The sequence below is a fragment of the Pseudomonas sp. A6 genome, from assembly GCF_052367875.1.
Lineage (GTDB): Bacteria > Pseudomonadota > Gammaproteobacteria > Pseudomonadales > Pseudomonadaceae > Pseudomonas > Pseudomonas citronellolis.
In genome coordinates this window covers 1,149,415-1,175,050 of record NZ_CP198970.1, presented here as the reverse complement: position 1 = coordinate 1,175,050, position 25,636 = coordinate 1,149,415, and the positions used below count along the sequence as shown (strand labels likewise).

General features: G+C 61.5%; 20 protein-coding genes and 1 tRNA gene. 11 read left to right on the top strand and 10 right to left on the bottom strand.

Annotated elements, in window-relative coordinates; genetic code table 11:
- Positions 1–1,217: 1,217 nt before the first annotated feature.
- The 3 genes from ampE to ACTWJ5_RS05355 form a co-directional block, all read right to left on the bottom strand.
- Positions 1,218–2,057, bottom strand: coding sequence for a regulatory signaling modulator protein AmpE (gene ampE / locus ACTWJ5_RS05365; RefSeq protein WP_444437666.1), 840 nt, complete (start codon positions 2,055–2,057; stop codon positions 1,218–1,220).
- Entirely contained in the window at positions 2,054–2,614 is a 561-nt protein-coding gene (gene ampD / locus ACTWJ5_RS05360) for a 1,6-anhydro-N-acetylmuramyl-L-alanine amidase AmpD (protein WP_253411985.1), read from the bottom strand. The genes ampE and ampD overlap by 4 nt, the downstream gene beginning before the upstream one ends.
- Positions 2,615–3,106: 492 nt before the next feature.
- On the bottom strand, positions 3,107–5,389 hold the full coding sequence (locus ACTWJ5_RS05355; RefSeq protein ID WP_301499932.1) for a DUF1631 domain-containing protein: 2,283 nt from the start codon (positions 5,387–5,389) through the stop codon (positions 3,107–3,109).
- 270 nt (positions 5,390–5,659) lie between these two features.
- On the opposite strand from ACTWJ5_RS05355, the gene nadC reads away from it, so the two are divergent.
- Positions 5,660–6,508, top strand: coding sequence for a carboxylating nicotinate-nucleotide diphosphorylase (gene nadC, locus ACTWJ5_RS05350; RefSeq protein ID WP_444437664.1), 849 nt, complete (start codon positions 5,660–5,662; stop codon positions 6,506–6,508).
- Positions 6,509–6,520: 12 nt separating this feature from the next.
- Here the strand turns inward: nadC and ACTWJ5_RS05345 are convergent, their stop codons facing one another.
- The 3 genes from ACTWJ5_RS05345 to ACTWJ5_RS05335 all read right to left on the bottom strand — a co-directional run bounded on the left by ACTWJ5_RS05345 (position 6,521) and on the right by ACTWJ5_RS05335 (position 8,309).
- Complete coding sequence (locus tag ACTWJ5_RS05345; protein ID WP_074977521.1) at positions 6,521–6,853, bottom strand: DUF5615 family PIN-like protein; 333 nt, start codon at positions 6,851–6,853, stop codon at positions 6,521–6,523.
- On the bottom strand, positions 6,850–7,077 hold the full coding sequence (locus tag ACTWJ5_RS05340; protein WP_444437662.1) for a DUF433 domain-containing protein: 228 nt from the start codon (positions 7,075–7,077) through the stop codon (positions 6,850–6,852). Before ACTWJ5_RS05340 ends, ACTWJ5_RS05345 begins: the two co-directional genes overlap by 4 nt.
- Positions 7,078–7,235: 158 nt before the next feature.
- On the bottom strand, positions 7,236–8,309 hold the full coding sequence (locus ACTWJ5_RS05335) for a diguanylate cyclase (RefSeq protein ID WP_444437660.1): 1,074 nt from the start codon (positions 8,307–8,309) through the stop codon (positions 7,236–7,238).
- A gap of 347 nt (positions 8,310–8,656) precedes the next feature.
- Between ACTWJ5_RS05335 and ACTWJ5_RS05330 the strand changes: the two genes are divergently transcribed.
- The 8 genes from ACTWJ5_RS05330 (at position 8,657) to ACTWJ5_RS05295 (ending at position 17,472) form a co-directional block, all read left to right on the top strand.
- Positions 8,657–9,880: a tyrosine-type recombinase/integrase gene (locus ACTWJ5_RS05330; protein WP_444437658.1), complete on the top strand. Its 1,224-nt coding sequence runs from the start codon at positions 8,657–8,659 to the stop codon at positions 9,878–9,880.
- A gap of 294 nt (positions 9,881–10,174) precedes the next feature.
- Positions 10,175–10,792: a helix-turn-helix transcriptional regulator gene (locus ACTWJ5_RS05325; RefSeq protein WP_444437656.1), complete on the top strand. Its 618-nt coding sequence runs from the start codon at positions 10,175–10,177 to the stop codon at positions 10,790–10,792.
- On the top strand, positions 10,779–11,030 hold the full coding sequence (locus ACTWJ5_RS05320) for a helix-turn-helix transcriptional regulator (protein ID WP_155680743.1): 252 nt from the start codon (positions 10,779–10,781) through the stop codon (positions 11,028–11,030). Before ACTWJ5_RS05325 ends, ACTWJ5_RS05320 begins: the two co-directional genes overlap by 14 nt.
- Complete coding sequence (locus ACTWJ5_RS05315; RefSeq protein ID WP_444437654.1) at positions 11,027–13,345, top strand: DUF5906 domain-containing protein; 2,319 nt, start codon at positions 11,027–11,029, stop codon at positions 13,343–13,345. Before ACTWJ5_RS05320 ends, ACTWJ5_RS05315 begins: the two co-directional genes overlap by 4 nt.
- A gap of 526 nt (positions 13,346–13,871) precedes the next feature.
- On the top strand, positions 13,872–14,477 hold the full coding sequence (locus tag ACTWJ5_RS05310) for a recombinase family protein (RefSeq protein ID WP_017938995.1): 606 nt from the start codon (positions 13,872–13,874) through the stop codon (positions 14,475–14,477).
- On the top strand, positions 14,459–14,893 hold the full coding sequence (locus tag ACTWJ5_RS05305) for a hypothetical protein (RefSeq protein WP_053817755.1): 435 nt from the start codon (positions 14,459–14,461) through the stop codon (positions 14,891–14,893). Before ACTWJ5_RS05310 ends, ACTWJ5_RS05305 begins: the two co-directional genes overlap by 19 nt.
- Positions 14,877–16,280, top strand: a complete 1,404-nt coding sequence (locus ACTWJ5_RS05300; protein WP_058012005.1) for a PBSX family phage terminase large subunit — start codon at positions 14,877–14,879, stop codon at positions 16,278–16,280. Before ACTWJ5_RS05305 ends, ACTWJ5_RS05300 begins: the two co-directional genes overlap by 17 nt.
- Positions 16,281–16,719: 439 nt before the next feature.
- Entirely contained in the window at positions 16,720–17,472 is a 753-nt protein-coding gene (locus tag ACTWJ5_RS05295) for a hypothetical protein (RefSeq protein WP_444437651.1), read from the top strand.
- 35 nt (positions 17,473–17,507) lie between these two features.
- Here ACTWJ5_RS05295 and ACTWJ5_RS05290 read toward each other — a convergent pair whose 3' ends face one another.
- The 4 genes from ACTWJ5_RS05290 to ACTWJ5_RS05275 form a co-directional block, all read right to left on the bottom strand.
- Positions 17,508–20,060 (bottom strand): restriction endonuclease subunit M, encoded by a 2,553-nt coding sequence (locus ACTWJ5_RS05290; protein ID WP_121358282.1) that lies wholly within the window; start codon positions 20,058–20,060, stop codon positions 17,508–17,510.
- A gap of 246 nt (positions 20,061–20,306) precedes the next feature.
- Positions 20,307–20,382 (bottom strand) — tRNA-Thr (locus ACTWJ5_RS05285).
- Positions 20,383–20,564: 182 nt separating this feature from the next.
- Positions 20,565–21,998: an O-antigen ligase family protein gene (locus ACTWJ5_RS05280; RefSeq protein ID WP_444437649.1), complete on the bottom strand. Its 1,434-nt coding sequence runs from the start codon at positions 21,996–21,998 to the stop codon at positions 20,565–20,567.
- Between the two features lie 60 nt (positions 21,999–22,058).
- Positions 22,059–22,481 (bottom strand): pilin, encoded by a 423-nt coding sequence (locus ACTWJ5_RS05275; RefSeq protein ID WP_253390073.1) that lies wholly within the window; start codon positions 22,479–22,481, stop codon positions 22,059–22,061.
- Between the two features lie 228 nt (positions 22,482–22,709).
- On the opposite strand from ACTWJ5_RS05275, the gene pilB reads away from it, so the two are divergent.
- Complete coding sequence (gene pilB, locus ACTWJ5_RS05270; RefSeq protein WP_444437647.1) at positions 22,710–24,413, top strand: type IV-A pilus assembly ATPase PilB; 1,704 nt, start codon at positions 22,710–22,712, stop codon at positions 24,411–24,413.
- Between the two features lie 3 nt (positions 24,414–24,416).
- The gene (locus ACTWJ5_RS05265) at positions 24,417–25,634 is read left to right on the top strand and encodes a type II secretion system F family protein (RefSeq protein ID WP_253390072.1); all 1,218 of its coding nucleotides are present in this window, start codon (positions 24,417–24,419) and stop codon (positions 25,632–25,634) included.
- Positions 25,635–25,636: the final 2 nt, after the last annotated feature.

Genomic DNA, 25,636 nt, shown 5'->3' with positions numbered 1-25,636 from the left:
GGCTCTTGAGCGTGGAGCGAGTGGAGACGTAGAAACCGCCATAGAGGTAGACGATGGCGAGGAACACCACCAGCAGCGCCACCACCAGCAGGACCATCTGCGCCTGCTTGCCGGTCAGGCGCTGCTCCAGCTGGCCGCCGAGGTAGCCGAGCACCTTGTCGTTGAGCTGGTAGGTCTTGTCCATGCCCTGGCTGACCTGGTCGTAGAACTGCGCCCAGGGCAGGTCGAGGGAGTCGGCCATCACCACCTTGTCCTCGATCAGCTTGCCCAGGCTCTTGAGCGTCTCGCGGCTGGCCTCGGCCTCGCCGGCCAGCGCCTGCTGCGCCGCGTTGCTGGCGCCCAGGGCCTCCTGCAGCTTCAGGGCGTATTCGCCGTGGAGCTTCTCCAGGTCCTGCAGCAGGTCGTCGAGCTTGCCGCTGGTGGAGGAATTGAGGAACCCCTGGCCCAGCGCCGCGGTACCCAGCACGCGGCCGCGGCTGATGGTCTCGGTGACCGCCGGGGTGACGCTGCTGATCAGGTCGGCCATCTGCCGCACTTCGGCGCTGTCGTCCTGGCTCAGCCCGGACTGCGTGGCCAGCAGCTTGTTGAAGATCTGCACGTTGCTCAGCAGGCGCATGGCCATGCCGGCCTTGCTCTGCATCGAGCCTTCGGTCTCCACGGCCTTGAGGGCGGCGAGCAGCTCGTCGCGCTTGGCGGTGAAGGCGGCCACCTGCTCGCTGTCCCGCGCCACCGGCTGCAGCGCCGAAAGCGCCGCGTGCAGGCGTTGCTGCAGCTGGCCGATGCGGCTGTCCAGGTCGCCGGTGGTGCGCGTCTGGCCGATGCCGATGTTGATCTGCAGGAGGTCGTTGTAGGCCTCGACGTCGCGGCGGATCTGCATGCCCGAGGCGATCAGCTGCAGGCTCTGCAGCTCGGCGCGGGTACTGACGAACTGGCGGTAGGAATCACGCACCAGGTAGAAGTTGGTCACCAGCATCGGCAGGAAGAAGAGCACGCTGATGAGGCTGAACTTCATGCCGAAGCTCAGGCGGTTCATCAGTGCGATAGCTGGATAGAGCACGGTCTTCACGTAAGACGTCTCCTGTTCCCGTTGTTGTTCTTGTGTGGGATGGCCGAGGCGGGCTACGAGCCCGCGCTTGGCGCAGGCTCCTGTGTACCCGATATCGGCGGGACGTTCTGTAACTTAAGGTTAAAACGCCATCAGTGGCGACGTGCGGTACTCAGAGGAAAATCGCGCACAGGGCGAAGGCCGCGTACCAGAGCACCGCCGTGCGCACCAGCAGTTGCCAGAGCGCATCCAGGCTGGCCACCCCGGCCGGGCCGGGGGTGGCGTCGCACAGGTCCTCGCCGACGCAGGCGGCCTGGGCCAGCAGGCGCGCCGCCGGGTAGTCCCAGGCCAGCAGGTGGTGCAGCAGCACCCGGGCCACGGCGACGAAGTTGCCGACGAAGGCGAAGCTCAGCGCCAGGGCCCGCGCCGGCAGCCAGTCGAAGGCATGGCGCAGCAGCGCGGCCCGCTCGCCGAGGCCCGTGCCCCGGCCCAGGTGCACCTCGGTCAGCGACAGCAGGCGATAGGCCAGGGCCGCCGCCGGGCCCAGCAGGGCGTACCAGAAGATCACCGCGAAGAAGCCCTGGAAGGCCTGCCACACCAGCATGCCCTGGACCTGGGCGAACAGCTCGGCATCGGAATCGGCCTGCACGCCCAGGTCGCGCTCGGCGACGTGGTAGGCGCCCTGCAGGTCCTCGCGGCGCCAGGCGTCGCGGAACGGCCCCATGGCCTGGTGCACGTCGCCGCGGCCCAGGCTCCAGATCAGCACCAGCAGGTGCACCGGCAGCGCCAGCAGGCCGTAGGCCAGCGGCTGCAGCAAGGTCAGGACCAGCGCCAGCACCAGCAAGGGCCCGAGCAGGGCCACCAGCAGCGCCAGCCAGGGCCGCGCCGCCACGCCCGGCAGGCCCTGCACCAGGCCCAGCCAGGCGAGCCAGGCGCCATCCTTCTGCAGGCGCGCGCGCCAGCCGGAGAACTTCTCTACCAGCAGGGCCAGCAGCAGTACCAGGAAACTCATGTCGACTCCTTGCAGAGGGCGGCGAGGAAACGCTGCCAGTCGAAAGCCGGGCCGGGGTCGGTCTTGCGCCCCGGGGCGATGTCGCTGTGGCCCTGGATGCGCTCAGGGGTGATGGCCGGGTAGGTCCGCAGCAGTTGCCGGCCCAGCTCTGCCAGGGCGGCATATTGCGCATCGCTGTAGGGCTCATCGTCGGTGCCTTCCAGCTCGATGCCGATTGAGAAGTCGTTGCAGTTCTCCCGGCCGTCGAAGCGCGACACGCCGGCATGCCAGGCGCGGTCGTTGCAGGAGACGAACTGGAACACGCTGCCATCGCGCTCGATGAGGAAGTGCGCGGACACCGTCATCTGCGCGATGTCGGCGAAATAGGGGTGCTCGTCGGCATCCAGGCGGTTCTGGAAGAAGCACTGCACCTTGCCGGTGCCGAACTGCCCGGGCGGCAGGCTGATGTTGTGGATCACCAGCAGGGAGACCACCTCCCCCTCCGGGCGGGCATTGAAATTGGGCGAAGGACAGTGGCTGACGCCCTGGCACCAGCCGCTGCGGGGATCAAACTGCATAGGGGCTCCTTGATTGGGCCCACTCTAAAGCAGCTTGCGGCGGAAGAGAACGGCCGCTTCGGTGCGGGAGCGACAGTCTTGCCGACTGCGCCGAAGCGCTTTTCGTAGGAGCGAGCTTGCTCGCGAACCGTGTTTCCCGGGGGCGCGGGTGCGTTGGGTTGACTCCGCTCCCTCACCCCAGCCCTCTCCCAGAGGGAGAGGGGGCTTGTCCGTGCCGAGAGAAGACCTGGTCTCAGCCGGTAGTCACCGTGCTAGCCGGCTGACTCAGGAACACCAGCGTCTGCCGAACAGTCCCCTCTCCCTCCGGGAGAGGGTTAGGGGGGCCGCAGGCCTGCTAGCTCGATTCCAAGTCGTAGGGCGTATAACCGTTCGCGGTTATACGCCGCAGTCCTACGGGTTCGACGTGAGATACGGCATCCCCTGTAGGAGCGGGCCCTGCCCGCGATTCGCGCGCAGGGCGCGCTCCTACACAGTCCCCAGGAGGCGGCTGGCTCAGCCGTTCTTCAACCGCCGCAGGTTGCCGATCACCGACTCCAACGCCCGGTCGAACAGCAGCGCGTCATCCAGCAGCCGCACGGCGTTGCGGCGGAATTCCACGGCCAGGCCCATGCGGGTCTTTTCCAGCACCTTCATGCCGGTGCGGTTGACGAAGATGTAGCGGCCGGTCGGCTTGATCACCGCGGCCAGCTTGCAACGCAGCTTGTGCTCGGAATCCTCGAGGATTTCCACCCAACTGCCGACGCGCAACTCGTCGACCTTGCGCAGCGACTCGTCGTCGTCCGCCAGCAGTTCTTCCGGCTCAGGCACGCGCTCCTCACCGGGCGTCGCCAGGACGATTTCCTCCACCACGGCGACCATTTCCGGCTGGCTGCTAGCCTGGGCCGCAGGCGCCTCGACAGCCTCGTCGAGCAGCGGAATGCCATCGAGCAGGTCGTCGTCGACCGCCGCTTCCTGCGCCTGCTTGAAGCGCTGGAAGGCCTGCACGTGCAGGCTCTCCAGGCGGCTGAAGAATTCGCCGGTGGAGAACGGATCGAAGGCCGCGCTGGTCAGGCCCTCGCGCAGCGACTTGAGCAGTTGCGGCACCATTTCCAGCAGGCGCGTGCGGGACTCCGGATCCTCGTGGGGCTCGACGCTCCAGATCAGGTCATCCATGGTCGCCACGGCGTCGCGCCAGGGTTGCGAGTCGCTGCCGTGCTTCAGGCAGGTCAGCAGCAGCACCTTGCTCCAGGCCTCGCGCAGCAGGCGCACCACCACTTCGGGCAGGGTGCGGCCGAACAGCCGCTGGTTGAGCACCTGCGCCACCTCGTGCCGGGCCGCGTCGGCGCGGGCTCGGCCTTCCTCGGCGTCGCGGGTGCGTTGTTCGAGCAGTTCGCTGCGGCGGCGTTCATCACCGGTGAAGGCGATGAAATCTTCCAGCAGCACGCCGAAGATCGCCGTGTCGTCGACGAAGTCGTTCAGCAGACGCATCACCACCTGCTCGATCTTCTGGTACAGGCTGTCGCGCTGCAGGTCGGTCTGTTCCGCCCAGCCGAGCGCCGCCGAGGCGATCTCGTTGAGCAGGCGCCGGGCGGGGTGGTTGCCGCGGCTGAAGAAGGTCTTGTCCAGCACCGCGACCTTGAGCATGGGGATCTGCATGCGGCCGATCAGGGCCTTGAGCGAATCCGGCAGGTTGCGGTCGTCGAGGATGAACTCGAAGAGCATGGACACCAGGTTGATCACGTCCTCGTCGACCTGCCCCACCACCCGCGAGCGCCCGCTCTTGTGGCTGACGCGGGTGAGCAGGTGGTCCAGGTGGTGGCGCACGTCCACCTCGTCCATGCCTTGGGCCGGCAGGTGGTCCTGCAGGTGCGAGAGCAGGCGCATCAGGTCGTTGCTGGAAATCGGCACCGCGTCGGCGGGCACCTGGCGGCGCGCGGCCAGGCTGCCGCGGACCTGGGACATCAGCTCCTGCAGCGCGCCGAAGGCTTCCTGGCTCTCGGCATCCAGGTAGGCGCCGGAAGCGGCGGCCTGGGCGGCGGCACCGGCGTAGCCGGCGCTGGCCGGGGCCTCGGCGGCGGGACGCGGCGGGCGGCGCACGGGGGCGGACTTCAGCTCCGGCAGCACGCCATGGGTGACGAGAATCTCGTTGGCCTCGGCATACAGTTGCTCGAGCTCGGCAAGCACGTACTTCTCGAACAGCTTGAGGACGATCAGCTTGACCTTGATCTCCACGCCCAGGCCCTGGCAGGCCTCGAGGAAGGCCTCGCACAGCGGGCGCGGGCCGAGCGGGTTGGTCTTGTCCTCGACCTTGTTGCTGACCAGGGTGTTCAGGCGCGTGGTCAGGTGGCCCAGGGCCAGGCCGTCGCGGCTGAGCACCTTGCCGACCATGGCATCCATCGCCACGGTCTCTTCCAGTTCGTCGTTCTGCACCAGCGACAGGTTGTCGAATGAGACGGCGTCCAGCTGCGGCGCCTTGCCGATCTGGTACTGGTTGAGGTTGGCGAAACCTTCGAAGAATTTCTGCACGAAGCCGCGCTCGATGCCCTTGCGCTTCAGGCGCAGGTCGCGCATGGCCTCGAAGAAGGCGCTCTGCTCGGCGTTGCTGGTGGCACGGTCGGCCATCTCGAAGAGGGTGTCGTCGGCATTGTCGAACAACACCTGCAGGGCCTGGCGCAGCTGCACCGAAGCCTTGTCACGGACGTTGACCAGCGCCGCGGGCAGGCGCCCGGGGATAGCAGTCGGCGACTGGCCCTGGGCCGCCTTGTTCAGCGGCACTACGTTCGCGTCGTTCTGCATTGCTAGTCTCCTGCCGCCGGGCCTGCCAAGGCCCGATGGCACCAATCAGGGGAGCGTCGTCCGTAACGTCAATCGACTGACGTCAAAATAGAAATATTCAGACTTATCTTATAGACAAGCATCAATCACAACCAGGGTCCTTAGAAGGCATTCTTGATGAAATTCACACAAGAACAGCCACCGTTCGTCCGACTCCCGCCGGCCGCCGCGGATGCACACGGCGGCCGCCGCGCCCCGTATAATCCCGCCACCGCGAATCAGGAGTCCGCCATGCCGAACCTCACCCTTGCCGACCTTTCCGGGGAAATCCAGGCCAACGTCCGCGCCGCCCTGGCCGAAGACATCGGCAGCGGCGACATCACCGCGCAGCTGATCCCCGCCGAGCGCGAGGCCCAGGCCCGCGTCATCACCCGCGAGGACGCCACCGTCGCAGGCACAGCCTGGGTCGACGAGGTATTCCGGCAGATCGACACGCGCGTGCAGGTGCAATGGCAGGTGCGCGACGGCGAGCGGGTCAGCGCCGACCAGACGCTGTTCAGCCTGCAGGGCCCGGCCCGCGCCCTGCTCAGCGGCGAGCGCAGCGCGCTGAACTTCTTCCAGCTGCTGTCCGGCACCGCCACCCGCGCGCGCCACTACGCCGACCTGGTGGAAGGCACCGGCGTCAAGCTGCTGGACACCCGCAAGACCCTGCCCGGCCTGCGCCTGGCGCAGAAGTACGCGATCACCTGCGGCGGCTGCCACAACCACCGCATCGGCCTGTACGACGCCTTCCTGATCAAGGAAAACCACATCGCCGCCTGCGGCGGCATCGCCCAGGCCATCGCCGAGGCCCGGCGCATCGCCCCGGGCAAGCCGGTGGAAATCGAGGTGGAAGACCTGGACGAACTGAACCAGGCCCTGGCCGCCGGCGCCGACATCATCATGCTCGACGAACTGAGCCTGGAAGACATGCGCACCGCCGTGCGGCTGACCGCCGGCCGCGCCAAGCTGGAAGCCTCCGGCGGGATCAACGAGAGCACCCTGCGCGGCATCGCCGAGACCGGCGTGGACTACATCTCCATCGGCACCCTGACCAAGGACGTCAAGGCGCTGGACTTGTCGATGCGGTTGAGCCTGTAACGGCGCGGCGGGTCAGATCAGCTCCACCAGGCCGATACGCTCGTCTTCCAGGCTCCTTTTCAATTGCTCTGCCGAATTGCAAAGAGCCTGGACGATCGCCTGGTTCGAACTGTTGCCCATCGCCAGCAGGATCACCTTGGGTGGATATCCCCAAGCTGCCTGCAAATCATGAAAGTCCTCGTCCTTGGTGACGATCACGTAGTCGTGCTGCTTCGCGTATTCCCATATCCGCCGGTCGCTTACCTGCTCGAGCCCGAGCAAGGCAACCTGGGAAGAGCCGGGAAAGTCCATTTCCAGGGAGGGCAACATGCGCCGGGAAAGATTCTCGTCCAGCAGCAGCTTCATGCCGCCTTGATCCAGGCCGAATGCTTCATGCGAGCCGCTGCGAAGGCCAGGCAAGCGAGAATGTCTTCACGCTCGAGCTCCGGGTAGTCAGCGATGATTTCTTCCGGGCTCATTCCGGCGGCCAGCCAGCTCAGGATATCCTCCACGGTTATCCGCAGCCCACGCACACAGGGCTTCCCGCCACGCTTGCCGGGCTCCAGGGTAATCCTCGACTCATCCGCCATGGCTCTGTCTCAGCTGAAAGGGTAACGACGTCCAACTATATCATCCGCTATGGCCATCGGTTTCTACCCTGGGCCAGCATGGGGCTGCTCGGCAATCAGGGGATACCAGCCTGCGACCAATAGCCAATACAGTCCGCGCCCTGCGCCAGGGCCTTCGGCTAGGCCCGGCGCGCCGCGGCGTCCAGCTCGGAAGCCAGGACGATGCGGTCGCGCCCCTGCCCTTTGGCCTCGTACAGCGCCTGGTCGGCCCGGCGCAGCCACTCGGTGGCGTCGGGCATGGCCGGATCGAAGCCGGCGACACCGATGCTGAGGCTGACGCGCAATTCCGGCACCCGCTCCCAGGCCTCCCCGGCCAACTCGCGGGACAGCCGCGCCAGAACCTCCCGCGCCGCCTCCGGCTGCAGCCCCGGCAGCAGCACGCAGAACTCATCGCCGCCATAGCGCCCGGCCAGGTCCTCGGCGCGCAGGTGGCTGCGCATGAACTCGCTGAGCCGACGCAACACCAGGTCGCCGATCACGTGCCCGTGGCGGTCGTTGGTGGTCTTGAAGTGGTCGACGTCGATCAGCGCCAGCGAAGCGGGCTGCTGCGCCTGCCGGCAGTGCTCGAAGGCCTGCTGCAGGCGCTCCTTCCAGTAGCCGCGGTTGAACAGCTGGGTCAGGCTGTCGGTACGGCTCAGGTCGCGCAGCGCCTTCTTGTGCCGCGACAGCTGGATGGCCAGGCGATAGAGCACCAGGCCGATGGTCATGGGGTGGATGACCAGCATGGGAATACAGGCATACAGCTCGGCCTGGGACGTATCAGGCGAGAAACCGAAGCCCAGCACCAAGCCGGACAGCAACATGCCGAGCGCCTGCAGCACGAAACCCTGAGCCACGAACCGCATGCCGCCTGCGGCGGTGTTGTTCATCGCCAGCATGGAAAGCATCATCACCGAGGGCAGCACGTTGAACTGGATGGTGGCGATCCAGAACCCGCCCATCAGCGAATCGAAGAGCACGAAACGCCGCTCCAGCTCCTTGGGCCGCGGCGAACGCGAAGTGATCTGGTAGGCCATCAGCGGCCACAGATAGCAGAACCACAGCAGCAGCCCCCACAGCCAAGGCGAATGCCCCTTCCCCCAGAGCACGCCGGCGACACAGAAGAACCCCACGGCCAAACCCACCGCGCGCGGCAAAAGCACGCGCTGGGCATAGGAACGGCTGAACCTGGCGGACTCACTCGACTGCTTCACAGACCGCTCCCTTCCTCACCGAAAGCTTCCCTGGGCAGCGGGAGTATAGTCCGGCAAATGATGGCAGTTCGATAGCGCCCGAGCGGCAAGTACGGCGGTTTCGGAGCCGGAAAGCAAAAAGCCCCGCCGAAGCGGGGCCTTTGCCAGAGATGGTGCCGGTAAGAGGAATCGAACCCCCGACCTTCTCATTACGAATTATATGAGCCAGCTACTAAGGGGACGCTAAGGACTTTTAATAAGGTCAGAAAGGCACTATGGTTACGGGGAATTGGCCGGTTTAAGTTAGAAGGTGACACTACCGGCTTTTAAGGATCAACCTTACTATCCCGTTACTAGAAAGGCCCAGCATGTCCACCTCGATCAAGCTCACCCAGAGCGCCGTCAAGGGGCTCCCCTTCGTCCAAGCCGACGACAAGAAGCGCCAGCACCTGTACTTCGACACCGACCTGAAGGGACTGGGCGTCTGCGTGGGCGCGAAGTCCAAGACCTTCTTTGTACAACGTGACATCAACGGCAAGACCGTCCGCACCTCCATCGGGCGGTATGGCGTGTACACCGTTGAGCAGGCCCGGGAGGAGGCGCGCGAACTCCTGATGAAGATGGGCAAGGGAATCAACCCAAACAGGGAGGATAAGCCCGCCGCCTCTGTCACCTTCGGGGATGCCCTCGACCTGCACCTGAAGTCGAACAAGAAGCGATCCGAACGGACCCTGAAGGACTACCGCTATTTGTCCGACCAGTACCTGAGCGACTGGCTCAAGAAGCCGCTGACTGAGATCACCCGGAAGGACTGCCGCGAGCGTCACCACAAGATCGGGGAGAAGAACGGCCCGTATGTCGCCAACAGTGCCTTCCGCGTCTTCCGCGCCGCCTACAACCACGCGCTGAAGATTCACGATGAGCTGGGCGTGAATCCGACCATCGCCGTGGACTGGTTCCCGGAGGAGCGCCGCAAGGCGGCGATCCCAAGCACGGACCTGACCGCGTGGTACACCGAGGTCACGGCGATGACCAACCCCATCCGCCGCGATTACCTCCGCTTTGTCCTGTTCACCGGCCTGCGCCGCGAAAGCGCCGCCGCGGTCCGCTGGGAGCATATCGACTGGACGAACAAGGCCCTGCTGATCCCGAGGCCCAAAGGGGGCGAGGCTCGCGCGTTCAAGCTGCCGCTGTCGGACTTCCTGATTGAGCTACTCAAGGAGCGCCAGCAGTGCGAGCAGGCCAAGACCTTCTTCCCCGACTCCCCTTGGGTGTTCCCGGCTGAAAGCAAGAGCGGCCACATTGCCGAGCCGAAGGAGAAGTTGGGCGTGAAGTTCACCGTCCACGGCCTGCGCAATACCTTCATCACGGTCGCGGAGTCGCTGGACGTGTCGCCCTACGCCATCAAGATGCTGGTCAATCACAGCCTACCCGACAAGGGCGACGTGACCGCGGGCTACATCAGCCCCGAACTCGACCGCCTCCGGGCTCCAATGCAGGAAATTTCCGACCGCCTCCGCCTCCTGTGTGATGACTCGAAGAAAAGCCAGAAGGGACAACCACTTGAGCCTGAAAAGGACCCGAAAAAGTAAATATACTTCTTTATGAATCAATCACTTAGGTCTTAAAAAGGCTTTACGGCCTCAGCCGTAAGTCTTAGAATCCCTCTCAATGTTCCCCGGGTAATCCGGGGCGACCTGAGTGATTGCTAGGTCGGCAAGAGTCTGTGGTGATACGCGTGATGCGGTCCGCTTTCAGCGGTTAGCCCTTACTGGAGCCGTCTCAAATCCGAGCGTGATGCAAGGGGGCAGTCGTGAGCCAAACACTGGCTTGCGCTGCCCCTTTCTTCTTGGTGGCGCGGGCCGAGTTGATCGGAGTTCCCGACCATGACCGAGAAGAACAACCGCGTTGCGCTCCGCCCTGCGCAAGCCGCCACCTATCTGGGCTGCTCTACCGCCACCCTCTGGCGCTGGGCCAAGACCCTCGAACACTTCCCCCAGCCGCACCGCCTCCCCGGCCAGCGCGTCACCGTCTGGTTTCAGGATGAGCTGGACCTGTGGCAAGCCACCCACGGCGCGAACCGGGCGACCCGTCAGAACCTCCTCGCGCTCGCTTGGCATTGCGTCGATGCCGGGCTGGAAGCCATCGCCCAGCCGGACGAGGCCCCGCACCCCTTCATCACCGCCTTCCTGATGGCTGGCGGGGGCTCGCTTGAGATGCTGGCGATTGAGTCCGGCCTACCGGCGGAGCGCGTCCGGCAACTGGCAGAGAAGTCCGACGAAATCACCGATGAGGAGCTGACCGCGCTTTTCGTACAAGCCGCGGCTCAGGTCCTCCGCCGTCAGCGTCAACTGGCCCAGCAACTCAGCGAGGACTCGAAGCTAAAGGACCGCGACGACTTCCGCCGCGCCGTCCTCGACCTGGACGAGGCGCACCGCCTGTGTCTTCGGCGGACGCTGATGGACTACCTGCTTGAGGAGGACCGCGATCATGGAAACGCGTGAACTCCTGACCCGTGAGCAGGTCGCCCAGCTCCTCGCTGAACTTCAACAAAACGTGTTCACCACCGAGGAGGCCGCGCACTACCTGCGCCTGTCCCGCCAAACGCTCGAACTCCTCCGCCTTCAAGGTGGCGGGCCGCGCTACGCGAAGCTGGGCCGCTCCGTCCGCTATCGCCGCGCCGCGCTCGATGAGTGGCTGGCCGCCAACGAACAAAACCACACGGCGGAGGGTGCGCAATGACGCCGATTGAATTTCTGAACCGCCTGCGCCCGGGTGGCCCTTGGTGCCTGACCGCGATCCCGCCGGAGGGTGGCGCAACCGAGACGCGCACCTTCAAGAACGCCAATGACGCGGAAGCGTGGATTGCCCAGCACAACGGCAAGCGCAACCTGTACTACACCGTGGGCACGGTAGCGAAGCCGACCGGCAAGAAGCCAACGAAGGCCGACATTGCCACGCTCGAATATCTGTGGGTGGACGTGGACCCGTTCGCGGGCGAGGACCTACAGGCCGAACGTGCGCGCATCCTCGACATGTTGAGGGACGCCAAGCCCGAGCCGTCCGTGATCGTTGACAGCGGGGGCGGATTCCAAGCCCTGTGGAAGCTGTCGGAGCCGCTGACCATTACCGACCCGGCGGAGGCCGAACGCTACAACCGCGAGCTGGAACGCATCTTCAAGGCTGACTCCTGCCACAACGTGGACAGGCTTCTCAGGCTCCCGGGCTCGCTCAACATCCCGAACGCGAAGAAGCGGGCGAAGGGCCGCGAGGCCGCGGAAGCCGAGGTGTATTGCTGGAATGACACCAGCTACCCCCTGTCAGCCTTCACCGCCGCGCCGCCGATCAACTCCGCCGCCAGCACGAAGCCCCGCGCTGCCACCGGGAAGGCATCCGCGTCCGTGTCGATGGGCGACGGTACAGCCGTGGGAGTCGATGAGCTGCGCGCGTGGGCGGAAGCGAACCGGGCGACGATCCAGGATCACACGCTTGCACTGGTAGCGACCGGCGCTGACCCTATAGACCCGCAACGCTACCCGTCGCGCAGTGAGGCCCTGTTCCGCGCCGTCTGCGATCTTGTCCGGGCGGGCCTGCCGGATGAATTGATCTTCGGGGCGATCACCGACCCGAACAACGGCATCAGCGCCAGCGTCCGCGAGCAACGCAACTGGCAAGGCTACGCACAGCGCCAGATCGAGAACGCCCGCGCCGCCTGCGCCGATCCGACCCTTGAGGAAATGAACAAGAAACACGCTGTGCTGCTTCAGGAGGGCGGCAAGACGCGCGTGCTGTCTTGGGAGCGGACGGAGCTGGACGAAGACCGCCTTGTGCCGGTGCTGCAATCGTTCGAGGACTTCCGCAACCGCTACATGCACCGCTTCGTGGAGTACCCGACCGACAAGGGCGTGGGTTACAAGCCGCTGGGCAAGTGGTGGCTTGAACACGGCCAGCGCCGCGAATACCTCGCCCTGCGCTTCTTCCCCGGCAAGCCCGAGGAGGTGGACGGCTACCTGAACATGTGGCGCGGCTGGTCGGTGATGCCCAAGGCGGGCGACTGGTCGCTGATGCGTGAGCATGTTCGGCGCATCCTCGCCAACGGAGACGAAGCCTGCACCGACTACATCCTGCGCTGGGCCGCGTGGGCCGTCCAGAATCCGGGCGAGCCTGCCGAGGTGGCGCTGGTCCTGCGGGGCGGTCGCGGCACTGGCAAGGGCATCTTCGCCCGCTCGCTCAAGCGCCTGTTCGGTCAACACGGCTTGCAGGTGAACTCCCCCGCCCAGCTCACGGGCCGCTTCAATGCGCACCTGCGCGACTGCTGCCTGCTGTTCGCGGATGAGGCGATTGTCCCGGGCGACAAGGCCGCGGAAAGCGTGCTGAAGGGCCTCATCACCGAGCCCGAGCTGACGATTGAGGGCAAGGGCGTGAACCTCGTGCAGGCCCGGAACCGGCTGCACGTTGTCATGGCCTCGAACGAAGAATGGGTTGTGCCCGCCGGGATTGATGAACGCCGGTTCGCCGTCTTCGAGGTATCCAGCCAGCACGCACAGGACAGCGACTACTTCCGCGCCATCGCTGAACAACTCCGTGGCGGTGGCTTGGCGGCGATGCTGCATGACCTTCTGACGATGGACCTTGGCGACTGGCACCCGCGCCGCAGCGTCCCCCAAACCGAGGCTCTGCACGCGCAGAAGGCGGCGACGGTCGGCGGCATTGATGCGGTGTTCCTTGACCTGCTGCGCACCGGCGAGATACCCGCGCGCCGCTGGGTCGGCTTCAATCAGCCGTTCTTGGCAACTGCCGACCTCCGCGACTACGCGCAAACGCGCCTGCGCCGCGATGACGTGACCCTCAACGCGGTCAACAAGCTCATGCGTGATCTGGGCTTCGAGTACCACGACAGGAGCCGTCCGCGGGGCTTCGTGATCCCGTCGCTGCCGGATGCACGGGCGGCATGGGATCGCGCACGGATGCCGATGCGCTGGGACGACCTCACGGACTGGGCGGAGCTGGGAGCCGATGAATACCCGGCGGCAGCGCGGAGCAAGGGGCCGTTCTGAAGGTCGGTTCATGAACCGACTTAGGCCGATACTTTTTTCAAGGTCGGTAGTGCCGGAAGCCCAGCCCCGCTGGGCTTTCGTGCTTTCTGTACCGACTTATCCCACTTAGCCGCCGTTTTTCTTCGCTAGGGCCGCGGAGGTTTCGGCGGTGATCCCCCGCCCAGAGGGGCGGCGCAGTCCGGCTCCGGCTTCTGCTTTTCTCTCCTGACTCTCTCTTAGTCGGTTAAGTCGGTTAAGTAGGAAAAAGCCAATAGCGGTTGGGGTTTCCGCATTACCGACCTTCAACCGACTTACCGACCTGCCGCCGAAGTCGGTAGCCGTCCCCTCCTTGGGCATGAGGCACCCCCGCACCGCCGCCCTGCGCCCTGATTCAACAATTCCGAAAACGTCCGCGGAACCACACCGCCGGAGCGCCAGCGAATCCACGCCCCTGTCTCCGCGGTTTTCGGTATTCCATTAACGCTCGATTTCGGAATGGTTCGCAGCTATAGTTACTGTACGTATATACAGTAATGAGAATCAGTCCATGAGAGTCGCCCTATACGCTCGCGTGAGCACCAACAAAGACCAGACGGTTGAGACCCAGTTACTTGCCCTGCGCGAGTGGGCCGCGGGCCGTGGTCATGAAGTGGTGGCCGAGTTTGTGGATGAGGGCATCAGCGGGACGAAGGGCCGCGACAAGCGCCCCGGGCTGGACGCCCTGATGAAGGCCGCCACACTCGGCAAGTTCGACATGGTCGGAGTAACCGCGCTGGACCGGCTGGGCCGGAGCCTGCCGCATCTGGTCGGGCTGGTGGCGGAACTCGAAGCCCTGAAGGTCGGGCTGTTCGTCCGCAACCTGGCGCTCGACACCTCCACGCCCGCCGGGCAGCTCATGTTCAACGTGATGGGCTCCCTCGCGCAGTTCGAGCGGGAGCTGATCCGCGAGCGGACGATGCTGGGCCTTGAGCGCGCCCGCAAGCAGGGCAAGACGCTGGGCCGTCCGAAGGTATCCGCCGGAACCGAGCACCGCATTGCCGACATGCTCCGCGCCAGCGTCCCCGTGAACAAGATCATGCGCCTGACCCGTGTAGGGGCCTCGACCGTGTACCGAATCAAGAAGGAGTTGGAAGCATGTCCGACAAGCAATTGACCAAGAAGCAGACCGCGCCCGCCCCGGCGCTGCCGTGCCTCTCGCCCCATCAGCTCGAAGTCGCCCGCGAGCTGGCGCAGGAAGGCAACCGTGAGCACACGATCCGGCGGGCCTTGGGCCTTACCCCAGCCCAATGGAAGCGCCTCAAGGAGGACAGCGAGGAAGGCGAGCTGTCGCCGCTCGCGCTCGCCCTCGAAGAAGGCCGCGCCGAAGGGGCCGGTGAGATCGTGGCCTTCATGAAAGACAAGATGAAAAACGAGGGCGACATCAGGGCCGCGGAATGGCTCGCGGATCGCATCTACAAGATCAACAAGGGCGACGGCAACAACGAGGACGCCCCGCGCGTGCTCATCCAGATCAACGCGGCGCTGTCGCCGGAGGACTACGGGAGGATCATCAATGTCGAACGTGCCTAACACCATCCGCCCGACTCCGTTTCAGGCGACCGTCCTGAGCATCCCCGAGGATCATTTCATCTTCTTGGGCGGGGGCCGCGGGGGCGGCAAGTCCTTCGGCCTGCAACTGCTCATCCTGCGGCACTGCGACCAGTACAAGAACCGCGCCCGCGTCCTCGTGACGCGCCGCCGGTTGAAGTCGCTGCTTCAGTTCGCGGAGGAGCTGCGCGGGCTCATGCGCTCCGCCTACGGCTCCGGCTTCACTTACAACCAGAATGACAACGTGTTCCGCCTCCCGAACGGGGCAACGGTCGCGCTGACGCACTGCGAGTCCAGCGCTGCCCTACAAGACACCGTGCAGGGCATGACCTTCTCGCTGATCGTGGTCGATGAGGCGGGCGAAGGTCCCGAGCTGCCGGTGATTGACGCGCTCGCGCTGACCCTCCGCGCTCCGGGCGTCCCGCTGCGCATGGTCTTGGCGGGGAACCCGGGCGGTGCGAACCATTCCGCCCTCGCGGAGCGGTACGTCACGGGCCGCGAGCCTTGGGCACCGTTCGAGTTCGCGGACCAGAAGTGGGTCTATGCGCCTTCGACCGTGGACGACAACCCGCACCTGCCGGACGCCTACAAGCGCAACTTCTCCGTCCTCGCCCACACCGACCCGGCGCTGTACAAGGCGCACCGTCACGGCGACTGGTCGGCCATCGTTGGCGATTACTTCGGGGGCGTCTGGCAGCACGCCCGCGCCGTGTTCGATCATCACGAGGTCCCGCCGCACTTCTTCGGCTCGCTGAAGCTGTCGATTGACTGGGGCAGCGCCGCGCCGTGCGCGTCTGTCTTGGGCGGACAGCTCGCCTATGACGTGCGCCTTAGCGATGACCGGGTGATGCCGCGCGGCGCTTGGGTGATCTATGACGAGCATTTCGAGTGCGACCCGAAGAACATCAGCCGCGGGACGGGCCGGACGCCCGGGCAGATTGCGCCAGCCCTCCACGCGATGGCCGCACGTAACGGCGTGCGCGCCCGGGGCGTGATCGACTCCGCCGCCGAAGCCCGGACCGCAGGCCGCGCGGAGGCGTCGATTGGCGACCTGTTCCGCGAGGCCGGGGTGAGGGTATCGCCCGCCCGGAAGGGGGCGCGTGTGCCTCGCTTCGAGTTGTTGAAGCAGCTCATGGCCAACGGTGAATTCTTCGTTGCCTCGCGCTGCCGCTTCTGGCTGGCGACGGTCCCGGCGCTGCCCCGCGATCCGCGCAACCCGGAAGACGTGGACAGCTCCGCGAACGATCACGCCTTGGATGCGACCAGCTACCTGATCGCCGGGGCGTCGCAGGGCCTCGTGAGCGTGGGCGACTTCGCCGGACCGCCGCCGCGGCTGCCCGATACCGGCAACCGCATCATGTACGTCTGAGGAGGTCCCGCTATGCGTAGCCTTGTAACCGTCGCGCTGCTGATTCTCGCCACCGTAGCGGCAGCGGAAGACCGCCCCCTGTACTCTGCCCAGGACTCGCTCCGGCGGGCGCAGGTCGGCACATTCTCGCCACGCCTCGCGCCTCCTGTCCGGGTTCAGGAGACGCCCCGGGGCGGCGCGCGTCAGTTCGAGCGCATGGAGTGCCGCCACGACCCCAGCCGACCGCTGGAACGGGCAATCATCTGCACTCCAGTCGAACCCGAAAAAGTAAAGTTAAGTCATTGATCTACAAGATATATTTCTTGCCGAGTGCTGGAAACGGGTCTTATCCTTACTGAAAGTGTGGGCATTGATGCGCCCGCCTTGATAGTGGGATGAGCCCCGCTGGTTACGTGCTTTGGGCCTCTCCCGGTTGTGACAACTGAGACAGGAGCCCGACATGGCAACCATCGACTTCAACACCGTTCCCAAGGGCGTGACGCTCAACGAGGAGCGCGCGCAATACCTCAGCGACCGTGCCGCCGAAACGGCCACCGCCTTCTCCCGCAAGGTTGAGAAGCTGCAAAACACAGTCATGGACGCCCGGAACAACTACAGCCGGGAAGCCGAAGACTTCATCACCTCCGCCTCGCCGGAGGATCGCGCCACCGCTCGCGCCTTCGCCAAGAAGAACGCCGCCAACAAGGCCGCGAACCTTCACCGCCAGCTCATCGCCAGTTCCGAAGCGGACCGCGCCGCCATGCTCAAGGGCCTGCAAGCCTACGCGGACGAAGCCGCCGCCATCCAAGCCGTGTACACCTCGCCCGCGACGATGCTGGGCCGTGTCGGCTTGGGCGATCCGAAGCGCACCCAATATCAGCTCCAGCTCGAAGGGGCTGGGCCGGTTGAAATGGAAACCGCCGCCCGGACCGCGATCATGACCGGCGACCTCGTGCTGGGCGCTGCCATCGCCACCGTGATCGACCGCCGCCCGAAAGATCGCCGCCCGTTCGCCGTGCAGGCCTTCGCGGAGCGTGTCGTGGGCGAGGTCTGGAAGCGCATGACGGCGAAGCTCGAAGGTGTCCAGCTCGCCTACAAGTCCGCCGTTGCGGCAGACCGCGAGTTTGTCCGCGGCAAGGCGGACGGCATCACGAACCTGTCGCTGGCGCTGTCGCAGCAAGCAATAACAGAAGCCGAAGCCTCAGCCACTTGAAAGAGGCTTCGCCTTCCGTATGACGGGCCGTACTGTTAGACCTGAACCACATGGGCAGAGCGCGGAGGAATATTCGCCTCGGGGTGATGTGCCTCCAGCTCTTGGCGAACCACTCGCGACAGCACCATCTGCCCCGCCTTCACTTCTTGAATACGCTCCTCGATAGAAGTGCGAACAGCATCAGAGGTGATTTTTGGCAATACGATGGAACAGATATCCTCTGCCGCTACTGAGGACAACCCATCAGAGCCAGTAGCACGGGCGCGCATTTGAACCTTGAAGGCTTCGGAGCAAAGACCAAAAACAAGATCGGGCAACAGAGCCTGCTGTTCAGGAATAACCTCAAATTGAGTGCACCCTGTCGTAACGAGCAATTTGCCATCTGCCGCCTCGTCGCCAGCGATCATCCACTTGCCCGCGCTTGACCAGATATTGGCGATGAAAATGTCACCAGGATTGGCTACAAGTTTCGCCCGATCCGGCAGAGCCCAACCATAATAATCTTCAGCGATGTAGGCACCGAAATTCTCGTAGATTTTCTCGATTTCTACGTAACGATAAATTGAGCCGGAGGATCGCTTCGTCCTGCGATTCACCGACCGAAGGACATCACCGATCTTGAAGTGTGCGCCACTACTTACTGCCTTGCACACGTTCATGTGTTTTGGACTCCAGAATTTTGGGTCCAAGCTGAGGTCATCACGTGCAAGAACGTCTGCCGCCTGAACAACCCAGCCGCCGGAGGAGTTCGCCTCGGGCACACCTGCGCTCAACCAGGGAAACGCATCCACAACCGTGGATGAATACAGGTCTCCAAGAACCCGACTGAAATCAGCATCAAGTACAGGCTGGTTTTCCGCGTCCAAGACCAACGATCCATCTTTTGGGTCACGCTTGTAAATACGGCCAGAACGCTTACTTTGCAAATCCCAGCCCACCTTCTCCACGAGGTTAAAGTGAATTGGGAAGTCAGCGCTGTCTTTCACATCAGCAAGCGGTTCCTCTCGTTTTTCGAGCACGACCACAGATGCCGAGACATCAGCCCCCGATTTCTTGAAGGTGAACCGAGGGAAACCGATTACCGCAGCTACTCGTGCCTGCCGCAGCAGCCATTTTCTGAACTCGGTGTAGCGGGGGCTGCGATTCCCCAGGTATCCGTTTGGAAGAATGATACCGACACGCCCACCGGGCACAACCGACCGCAAGCAAACCTCGACGAACAGCACCCCAGTTTCCTGGGACGCCAGCGGAACGCGCTTGCCACCTTTTTCTTCGGTACCTAGCTCATAAGCGGCAAGAACATCCTTTCGCTTTTCAACAATGCGTGTACCGAAGGGCGGATTACAAAGCGCCACCGAATACTGCTCTTCATGCTTTTTGATTTCTTTTAGGCTATCGCCACTCGTAATGTTCGAGCGGCCATCGCCGTTAAGAATCATGTTGAAAACGGAAAGGTTGACGGCCATATCCGCGATATCAACGCCGAAGAGCTGAGCGGATACATCTGCCATGTGCCGCTCTGAAGCAACCCTCTTTGCACCCACCAAAAAATCAGAGGTGCCGCATGCGGGGTCTTTGATTCGGTCCCCGAACTTAGGATTAACGATGCGCACAACGAGATCAATAACCTCGTATGGGGTGAAGTACTGCCCAAGATCCACTTTGTAGAGAAAGCGGCCAAAGTACATGAAGAAATCTTGCAGAACTTGTGGCGATGAGCCGAGGATATTAATTGGGCACAGAATTTTTGCCACATCCTTCAGCGTCGCACCCGTGCAGGCGATCTTCTTTGAGGGCTTCTTAGGCAACAGCGGCCCATAAATGCCGAGCGACTGCGACAGACCGCCTTCGAAGATACCCACTACATCTGCGTCAGAGTGCTTCTGTACACTGAAGTCCTGCAGAAGCATGCGTCCATTTGATGCTCTTTGGCTCTGCTCATCGAAAATCTTAACAAGCAAAATTTGGAAGAGAACCTGATAACGGTCGTCTTTAGAGTGTCCCGCCTGATGCAATACGTCATCGAGACGCGCAAACCGCGTGACAAGATCAAATGCAGGCTTAAGGTCGTTGTAATGGATGTCTTTGGAACCGAATGCCGAGCCAAACGCTGGCAGCATCGCGATGGAGGCATCCTTAATTTCTTGGTGAGTTCCCTTGTCCTCCTTGAAGAGGATGGACTGCTCGACATCATCCCAGTAGACACCGAGGGCATCCTTGGGCGAGGCCAGCTCAAGAGCAGGCTTGAGCTGGTTGTCTTTGGCAGATTCAGCATCTGCCGAGTCGCGCTTAATTTCCGCTACCAGTTTCATGAACTCGCGCCGCTTTTCCTCCGGCTGGAGCTTTACGTCTGCTACAGGCCGGTCGTACACCACAATATCGGCACGCAGGGAGTTCTTCCCTTTGTGTCCGAACCTAAGCACAACCGTCTCTGCTTCAATCCGATCCTTGGGGTAGCCCTTGCTCAACAAGAAGTTGATGCAGTCGATTCGACGCTTCTCCTCGGTAAAGGTCAAACCATCACTGGCTTTGAGCTTTGCCTTGAGAGCGCCGCGGATAGGGCAGAAGAGCTGAGGGTTGGCCGTCATTAGAGTTTACCTTACACTGTGGTGTAAGGTCGATTGTGACACAACCCAAAGCCCCCTGCAAGAAGGGCCTCACACTGTGGTGTAAGGGTTAAAATCAGGGCGCGCGTGCACCTCCATGCCAGGATCAGGCGGGCACTATGGACGGGGCGGGAAGTACAAGCGGGAGCGGCTGAGTGGTTGCGGCTAAGAAGGCGGAAACCTTCCTAGAAGCAAAAAGGCCCTCCGAGTGGAGGGCCTTGTGCTTACTGGTGCCGGCAAGAGGAGTCGAACCCCCGACCTTCGCATTACGAATGCGCTGCTCTACCAACTGAGCTATGCCGGCGAAACCTTACTATAACCTTCTTAGCCGTTCTGAGTCACCCAGAAGAGCCACTATCCGCTGGGGTTCCCGTGGGATGACCCTCTACTTACGAATGAGCTGCTCTACCGACTGAGCTACACCGGCGGGCGGGAGGCGAATCTAGCATTTCGGTAAAAAGAACTTCAACCCCCCAAATCTACTATCTAATCAGAACGCCTCCCAGAGCTGGACGCGCATTCCGACTCAGGAAGCTTCTTGATAATGCCGGCCGACCAGAACCTGGGGCGCTCAACCCAGCAAGTCTGCGAAACCACACCACTTTTATTGCGCTCGATAATCCCAGGGACATCCCTGAAAATTACGAAGACCAAGACAGAGCAGAAGGCCATCGAGAAAAACCTCCTAGCACTCAGAGCTGCCCGAGAAATTGGTAATATGGCGTCCTTCTTCGCCACTAACCCCCAGGCCCAACCAACCAGAACAGACAACCAGACCTGTGTGTAGGGCATGACCAAAGACCCATCAAACATTGCATGAGCAAGTGAAGCAATGAAGCTTGCCAGCAGGCAGATCTTGATAGCTCCCGTTGAGCCTCGCTCTTCAAGCCAACCCGTTGACCTCAAATACAACAACCAGAGCAACCGAAGTAGAAGAAGTGCCACTAGAACTGCTGAAATACTCCCCCACTCCGACGTCCACTGGAGTATTGCCTGATGCGGATGAGCCCCATATAAATTGGCCAACGCAGCATACTGCATCGGCCCAGCGCCCAACCATGGATGCTCCATCGTCATTTTCCATGCCTGCTCCCACAGGTACTCTCGACCAGAAAGTGACATATTCAGGCGCTCCTCGGCGAGCCCTGAAACTTGTAACCCACAAAATCCTGGTATTAACTTGAAGAAAACAACGTAGAACCCCAAACCAGCTACTAGCGTTCCCCCTTGATATAGGGAAAACAACCACCCACGTTTGATAAATATCGGCAGCAACAGGATCGCACAGGCCATACCCAGCCAACTGGCACGGGTGCCTACGCTTATAGTCGAGAACCACCATAGAGAACACAGAAGAAAGAACCAATACCGCCGCCGCCAATTTGCCAACATTGGGACAGTTAGAAGCGGCAGTGACAAAGTCTGAAACTGCCCAAGAAAACGTGGCCAACTGAAGCCATCGAAGAGAAACCACACGATTATTTTCTCGCGAGCCACCACAGCGAAAAAATAAGAAAAAAAGAACTTAGAAAGCAATCCAACTATAACAAAAGTCAACAACCACCATACAGCATTGTCAACAATTTCCCCACAACGAATCCTCCACTCACAAACACAACACACGACAATATAGCAACAAAAGAAAACAGACAACTCGACAAAAGACCAGAATACCTGACTAGAATGCAAGCATGAAACAATCGAGAGAAAGAATATACTCAAGAGAAAAGCTCTAGAATAAAAATCCCCACGCCTGCACCGAAACACCCAAAATAAAATTACTGAAAACAAGAAAATAACGACTTGCCCAATTCGTTGCTGGTCATGCCATGACAAATCAGGAGAAACACTAACCAAAGGCAAGACAAAGAGCACAAGGCATATCGCTCCACCAAGAATCTTTGGCAACAGATCAAACATTTCAGCTCCCAAAAAAAAGCCCCGCACATGCAGGGCTTTTATATTCCGAGTCAACCGAAATCAGCTACCGGTTGCAGCACCACAGCTACCCGGACGATATTTAGCGTCGAGGTTGGTGGAGCAGGTCCAAACGCCCTCAGTGCTACGATCCCAAGAGATGGTCTTACCGTTGAACTTATCAGCATTACCACCCTTGGTGGTGCACTGGATTTTAGTAGTTCCAGTAACAGCCACGGTGCAATAAGTGGTAGACGCCGGAACACCGATGTAACCATCGGCAGTAGTAGTAACGGAAGGAGTTTTCCCTTCGTTCACCGCCGCTTCAAAAGCAGTTTTACCGGGGGTGATTTCAGCAAGGGCGGCAGCGGCTTGGGAGCGGACGGTGTAGTCCTGATACGCAGGCAGCGCAATCGCAGCCAGGATACCGATGATCGCTACTACGATCATCAACTCGATCAGGGTGAAACCTTTTTGAGCCTTCATGAAACTCTCCTTGAGATGGGTAGAGGTCTATCGACCTGTCAGAAGCCAAGCACACGCCGTGCCAAATTCCCACAGCCAAAATCCTACGGATTAGGCCAAAACCTACAGACAAAGGAAACACTGGCGGGCAAGATCTGACAAAAAATGACACTTCACTGGTGCCGCATTTGGCAGGGTCGAGACGGTGCGTTATAAGACCTTCCACCTCAGTTCGAACAATGCCTCCCCATGAACGATCAAGTCGTGCTATCCGGCCTCGCCCGCCAGTTGGTCATCGCCGAGTTACTGGACGAAAGAAGCGCCCAGCAGGCCCAGCAGCAAGCTCAACGCAACAAGCTCTCGCTGGTGACTTATCTGGTGCAGAACAGACTGGTGAAGAGCCGCCCCCTGACGGAACTGGCCGCCGATCAGTTCGGTGTCGCCTTTTGCGACCTGGCAGCCATCGATAAAGATGGCATTCCAAAGGAATTGATCAGCGAGAAGCTGGTGCGTCAGCATCGCGTCATTCCGCTCTGGCGGCGCGGCAACAAGCTATTCGTAGGTATATCTGATCCCACGAATCATCAAGCCATCACCGATGTTCAGTTCAGTACCGGCCTGACCACCGAGGCGATTCTGGTCGAGGACGACAAGCTCGGCGACACCATCGAAAAACTCTTCGAGAGCGCCACCGGCGGCCTGGATGATCTGGCCGACGTCGATCTGGATGGGCTGGATATTGAAAGTGGTGACGCAGATCGCAAGGAAGAAAGCATTGGAGGCGATGCTGACGACGCTCCGGTAGTTCGCTTCGTCAACAAGATGCTACTGGACGCCATCAAGGGAGGCTCATCGGACCTGCATTTCGAGCCCTACGAGAAGATCTACCGCGTACGCTTCCGTACCGATGGCATGCTGCACGAGGTGGCCAAGCCTCCTATCCAGCTGGCTAGCCGTATTTCAGCGCGCCTGAAAGTAATGGCCGGCCTGGATATTTCCGAAAGGCGTAAGCCTCAGGACGGCCGCATCAAGATGCGTGTATCCAAGAGCAAGTCCATCGACTTCCGCGTCAACACCCTGCCTACCCTGTGGGGCGAAAAGATCGTGATGCGGATCCTCGACTCCGCCAGCGCGCAGATGGGTATCGATTCGCTCGGTTACGACGAGGATCAGAAAGAACTCTACCTGGAAGCGCTCAAGCAACCTCAGGGCATGATCCTGGTGACCGGCCCAACTGGCTCCGGCAAGACCGTATCCCTGTATACCGGCCTGAATATCCTCAATACCCCGGATATCAATATTTCCACCGCCGAAGACCCGGTGGAGATCAACTTGGAAGGCATCAATCAGGTCAACGTCAATCCTCGCCAGGGCATGGACTTCGCCCAGGCGTTGCGCGCCTTCCTGCGCCAGGACCCGGACGTAATCATGGTCGGTGAGATCCGTGACTTGGAGACTGCCGAGATCGCCATCAAGGCCGCACAGACCGGCCACATGGTGATGTCCACTTTGCACACCAACAGTGCTGCGGAAACCCTGACGCGTCTGCTGAACATGGGGGTGGCCTCCTTCAACCTGGCCACGTCCACCAACCTGATCATCGCCCAGCGTCTAGCACGCAAGCTCTGCGCACATTGCAAGAAGGAACACGACATTCCCCGTGAAACCCTGCTCCACGAAGGCTTCCCCGAGGACAAGATCGGCAGCTTCAAGCTGTACTCCCCCGTGGGGTGTGAAAATTGCAAGAACGGCTACAAGGGCCGCGTGGGTATTTATGAAGTGGTTAAAATCACGCCGGCGCTGCAGCGGATTATCATGGAGGAAGGCAACTCCATTCAGATCGCGGAGCAAGCCCGCAAAGAAGGCTTCAATGACCTGCGCACCTCGGGCCTGCTCAAGGCCATGCAAGGCATTACCAGCCTCGAGGAAGTCAACCGCGTGACCAAGGATTAATCCATGGCGGAAAAAGCACTGAAAATGAGCGTCTTTACCTGGGAGGGTACGGATCGCAAGGGTGGGAAGGTAAAAGGGGAGCTTTCCGGCACCAACACCGCGCTAGTCAAGGCGCAACTGCGCAAGCAGGGCATCAACCCTACCAAGGTGCGCAAGAAAGGCATTTCGCTGCTAGGCAAGGGCAAGCGAATCAAGCCCATGGACATCGCCCTCTTTACTCGGCAGATGGCAACCATGATGGGTTCGGGGGTTCCGCTCCTGCAATCCTTCGACATCATTGCCGAGGGCTTCGACAACCCCAACATGAGGAAACTGGTCGAGGACATCAAACAAGAAGTGGCCTCCGGCAACAGCCTAGCTAACTCGTTGCGTAAGAAGCCTCAGTACTTCGACGACCTTTACTGCAATCTGGTGGACGCGGGCGAGCAGTCCGGTGCATTGGAAACACTGCTGGACCGAGTAGCGACGTACAAGGAAAAGACCGAATCCCTCAAAGCCAAAATCAAAAAGGCGATGACCTACCCCATCGCAGTAATAGTTGTCGCAATCGTTGTCTCTGCAATCCTGCTGATTAAAGTTGTCCCTCAATTCCAAACCGTTTTTTCCAGCTTTGGTGCAGAACTACCAGCTTTCACTCGAATGGTTATCGGTCTATCCGAAGTATTGCAAGAGTGGTGGTTTATCGTTCTGATTGGGCTATTTGTAGTTGCATTCGCACTCAAAGAAGCCCATAAGCGATCAGAGAGTTTTCGTGACTCCGTTGATCGCGGCATTCTAAAACTACCGATCGTTGGTGGAATCATTTACAAATCCGCTGTCGCACGCTACGCACGCACACTATCTACTACCTTTGCCGCCGGTGTTCCTCTGGTGGAAGCCCTAGACTCGGTGTCCGGCGCCACTGGCAACGTCGTCTTCCGCAATGCGGTAAACAAGATCAAGCAAGACGTTTCTTCAGGCACCCAGCTCAACTTCTCCATGCGTACCACCGGAGTCTTTCCTTCGATGGCGGTACAGATGGCTGCTATCGGCGAAGAATCGGGCTCGCTGGACGCCATGCTGGACAAAGTAGCCAACTACTACGAAGAAGAAGTCGACAATGCCGTTGATAACCTCACCACCCTGATGGAGCCTATGATCATGGCCGTTCTTGGTGTGTTGGTCGGCGGCTTGGTGATTGCCATGTACCTTCCCATCTTCCAACTCGGCAACGTCGTCTAAGC

Excerpts from the sequence above, each read along its gene's own strand:
- ampE (WP_444437666.1), bottom strand. The coding sequence starts at position 2,057 with ATGAGTTTCCTGGTACTGCTGCTGGCCCTGCTGGTAGAGAAGTTCTCC.
- ampD (WP_253411985.1), bottom strand. The coding sequence starts at position 2,614 with ATGCAGTTTGATCCCCGCAGCGGCTGGTGCCAGGGCGTCAGCCACTGT.
- ACTWJ5_RS05355 (WP_301499932.1), bottom strand. The coding sequence starts at position 5,389 with ATGCAGAACGACGCGAACGTAGTGCCGCTGAACAAGGCGGCCCAGGGC.
- nadC (WP_444437664.1), top strand. The coding sequence starts at position 5,660 with ATGCCGAACCTCACCCTTGCCGACCTTTCCGGGGAAATCCAGGCCAAC.
- ACTWJ5_RS05345 (WP_074977521.1), bottom strand. The coding sequence starts at position 6,853 with ATGAAGCTGCTGCTGGACGAGAATCTTTCCCGGCGCATGTTGCCCTCC.
- ACTWJ5_RS05340 (WP_444437662.1), bottom strand. The coding sequence starts at position 7,077 with ATGGCGGATGAGTCGAGGATTACCCTGGAGCCCGGCAAGCGTGGCGGG.
- ACTWJ5_RS05330 (WP_444437658.1), top strand. The coding sequence starts at position 8,657 with ATGTCCACCTCGATCAAGCTCACCCAGAGCGCCGTCAAGGGGCTCCCC.
- ACTWJ5_RS05325 (WP_444437656.1), top strand. The coding sequence starts at position 10,175 with ATGACCGAGAAGAACAACCGCGTTGCGCTCCGCCCTGCGCAAGCCGCC.
- ACTWJ5_RS05320 (WP_155680743.1), top strand. The coding sequence starts at position 10,779 with ATGGAAACGCGTGAACTCCTGACCCGTGAGCAGGTCGCCCAGCTCCTC.
- ACTWJ5_RS05315 (WP_444437654.1), top strand. The coding sequence starts at position 11,027 with ATGACGCCGATTGAATTTCTGAACCGCCTGCGCCCGGGTGGCCCTTGG.
- ACTWJ5_RS05310 (WP_017938995.1), top strand. The coding sequence starts at position 13,872 with ATGAGAGTCGCCCTATACGCTCGCGTGAGCACCAACAAAGACCAGACG.
- ACTWJ5_RS05305 (WP_053817755.1), top strand. The coding sequence starts at position 14,459 with ATGTCCGACAAGCAATTGACCAAGAAGCAGACCGCGCCCGCCCCGGCG.
- ACTWJ5_RS05300 (WP_058012005.1), top strand. The coding sequence starts at position 14,877 with ATGTCGAACGTGCCTAACACCATCCGCCCGACTCCGTTTCAGGCGACC.
- ACTWJ5_RS05295 (WP_444437651.1), top strand. The coding sequence starts at position 16,720 with ATGGCAACCATCGACTTCAACACCGTTCCCAAGGGCGTGACGCTCAAC.
- ACTWJ5_RS05290 (WP_121358282.1), bottom strand. The coding sequence starts at position 20,060 with ATGACGGCCAACCCTCAGCTCTTCTGCCCTATCCGCGGCGCTCTCAAG.
- ACTWJ5_RS05280 (WP_444437649.1), bottom strand. The coding sequence starts at position 21,998 with ATGTTTGATCTGTTGCCAAAGATTCTTGGTGGAGCGATATGCCTTGTG.
- ACTWJ5_RS05275 (WP_253390073.1), bottom strand. The coding sequence starts at position 22,481 with ATGAAGGCTCAAAAAGGTTTCACCCTGATCGAGTTGATGATCGTAGTA.
- pilB (WP_444437647.1), top strand. The coding sequence starts at position 22,710 with ATGAACGATCAAGTCGTGCTATCCGGCCTCGCCCGCCAGTTGGTCATC.
- ACTWJ5_RS05265 (WP_253390072.1), top strand. The coding sequence starts at position 24,417 with ATGGCGGAAAAAGCACTGAAAATGAGCGTCTTTACCTGGGAGGGTACG.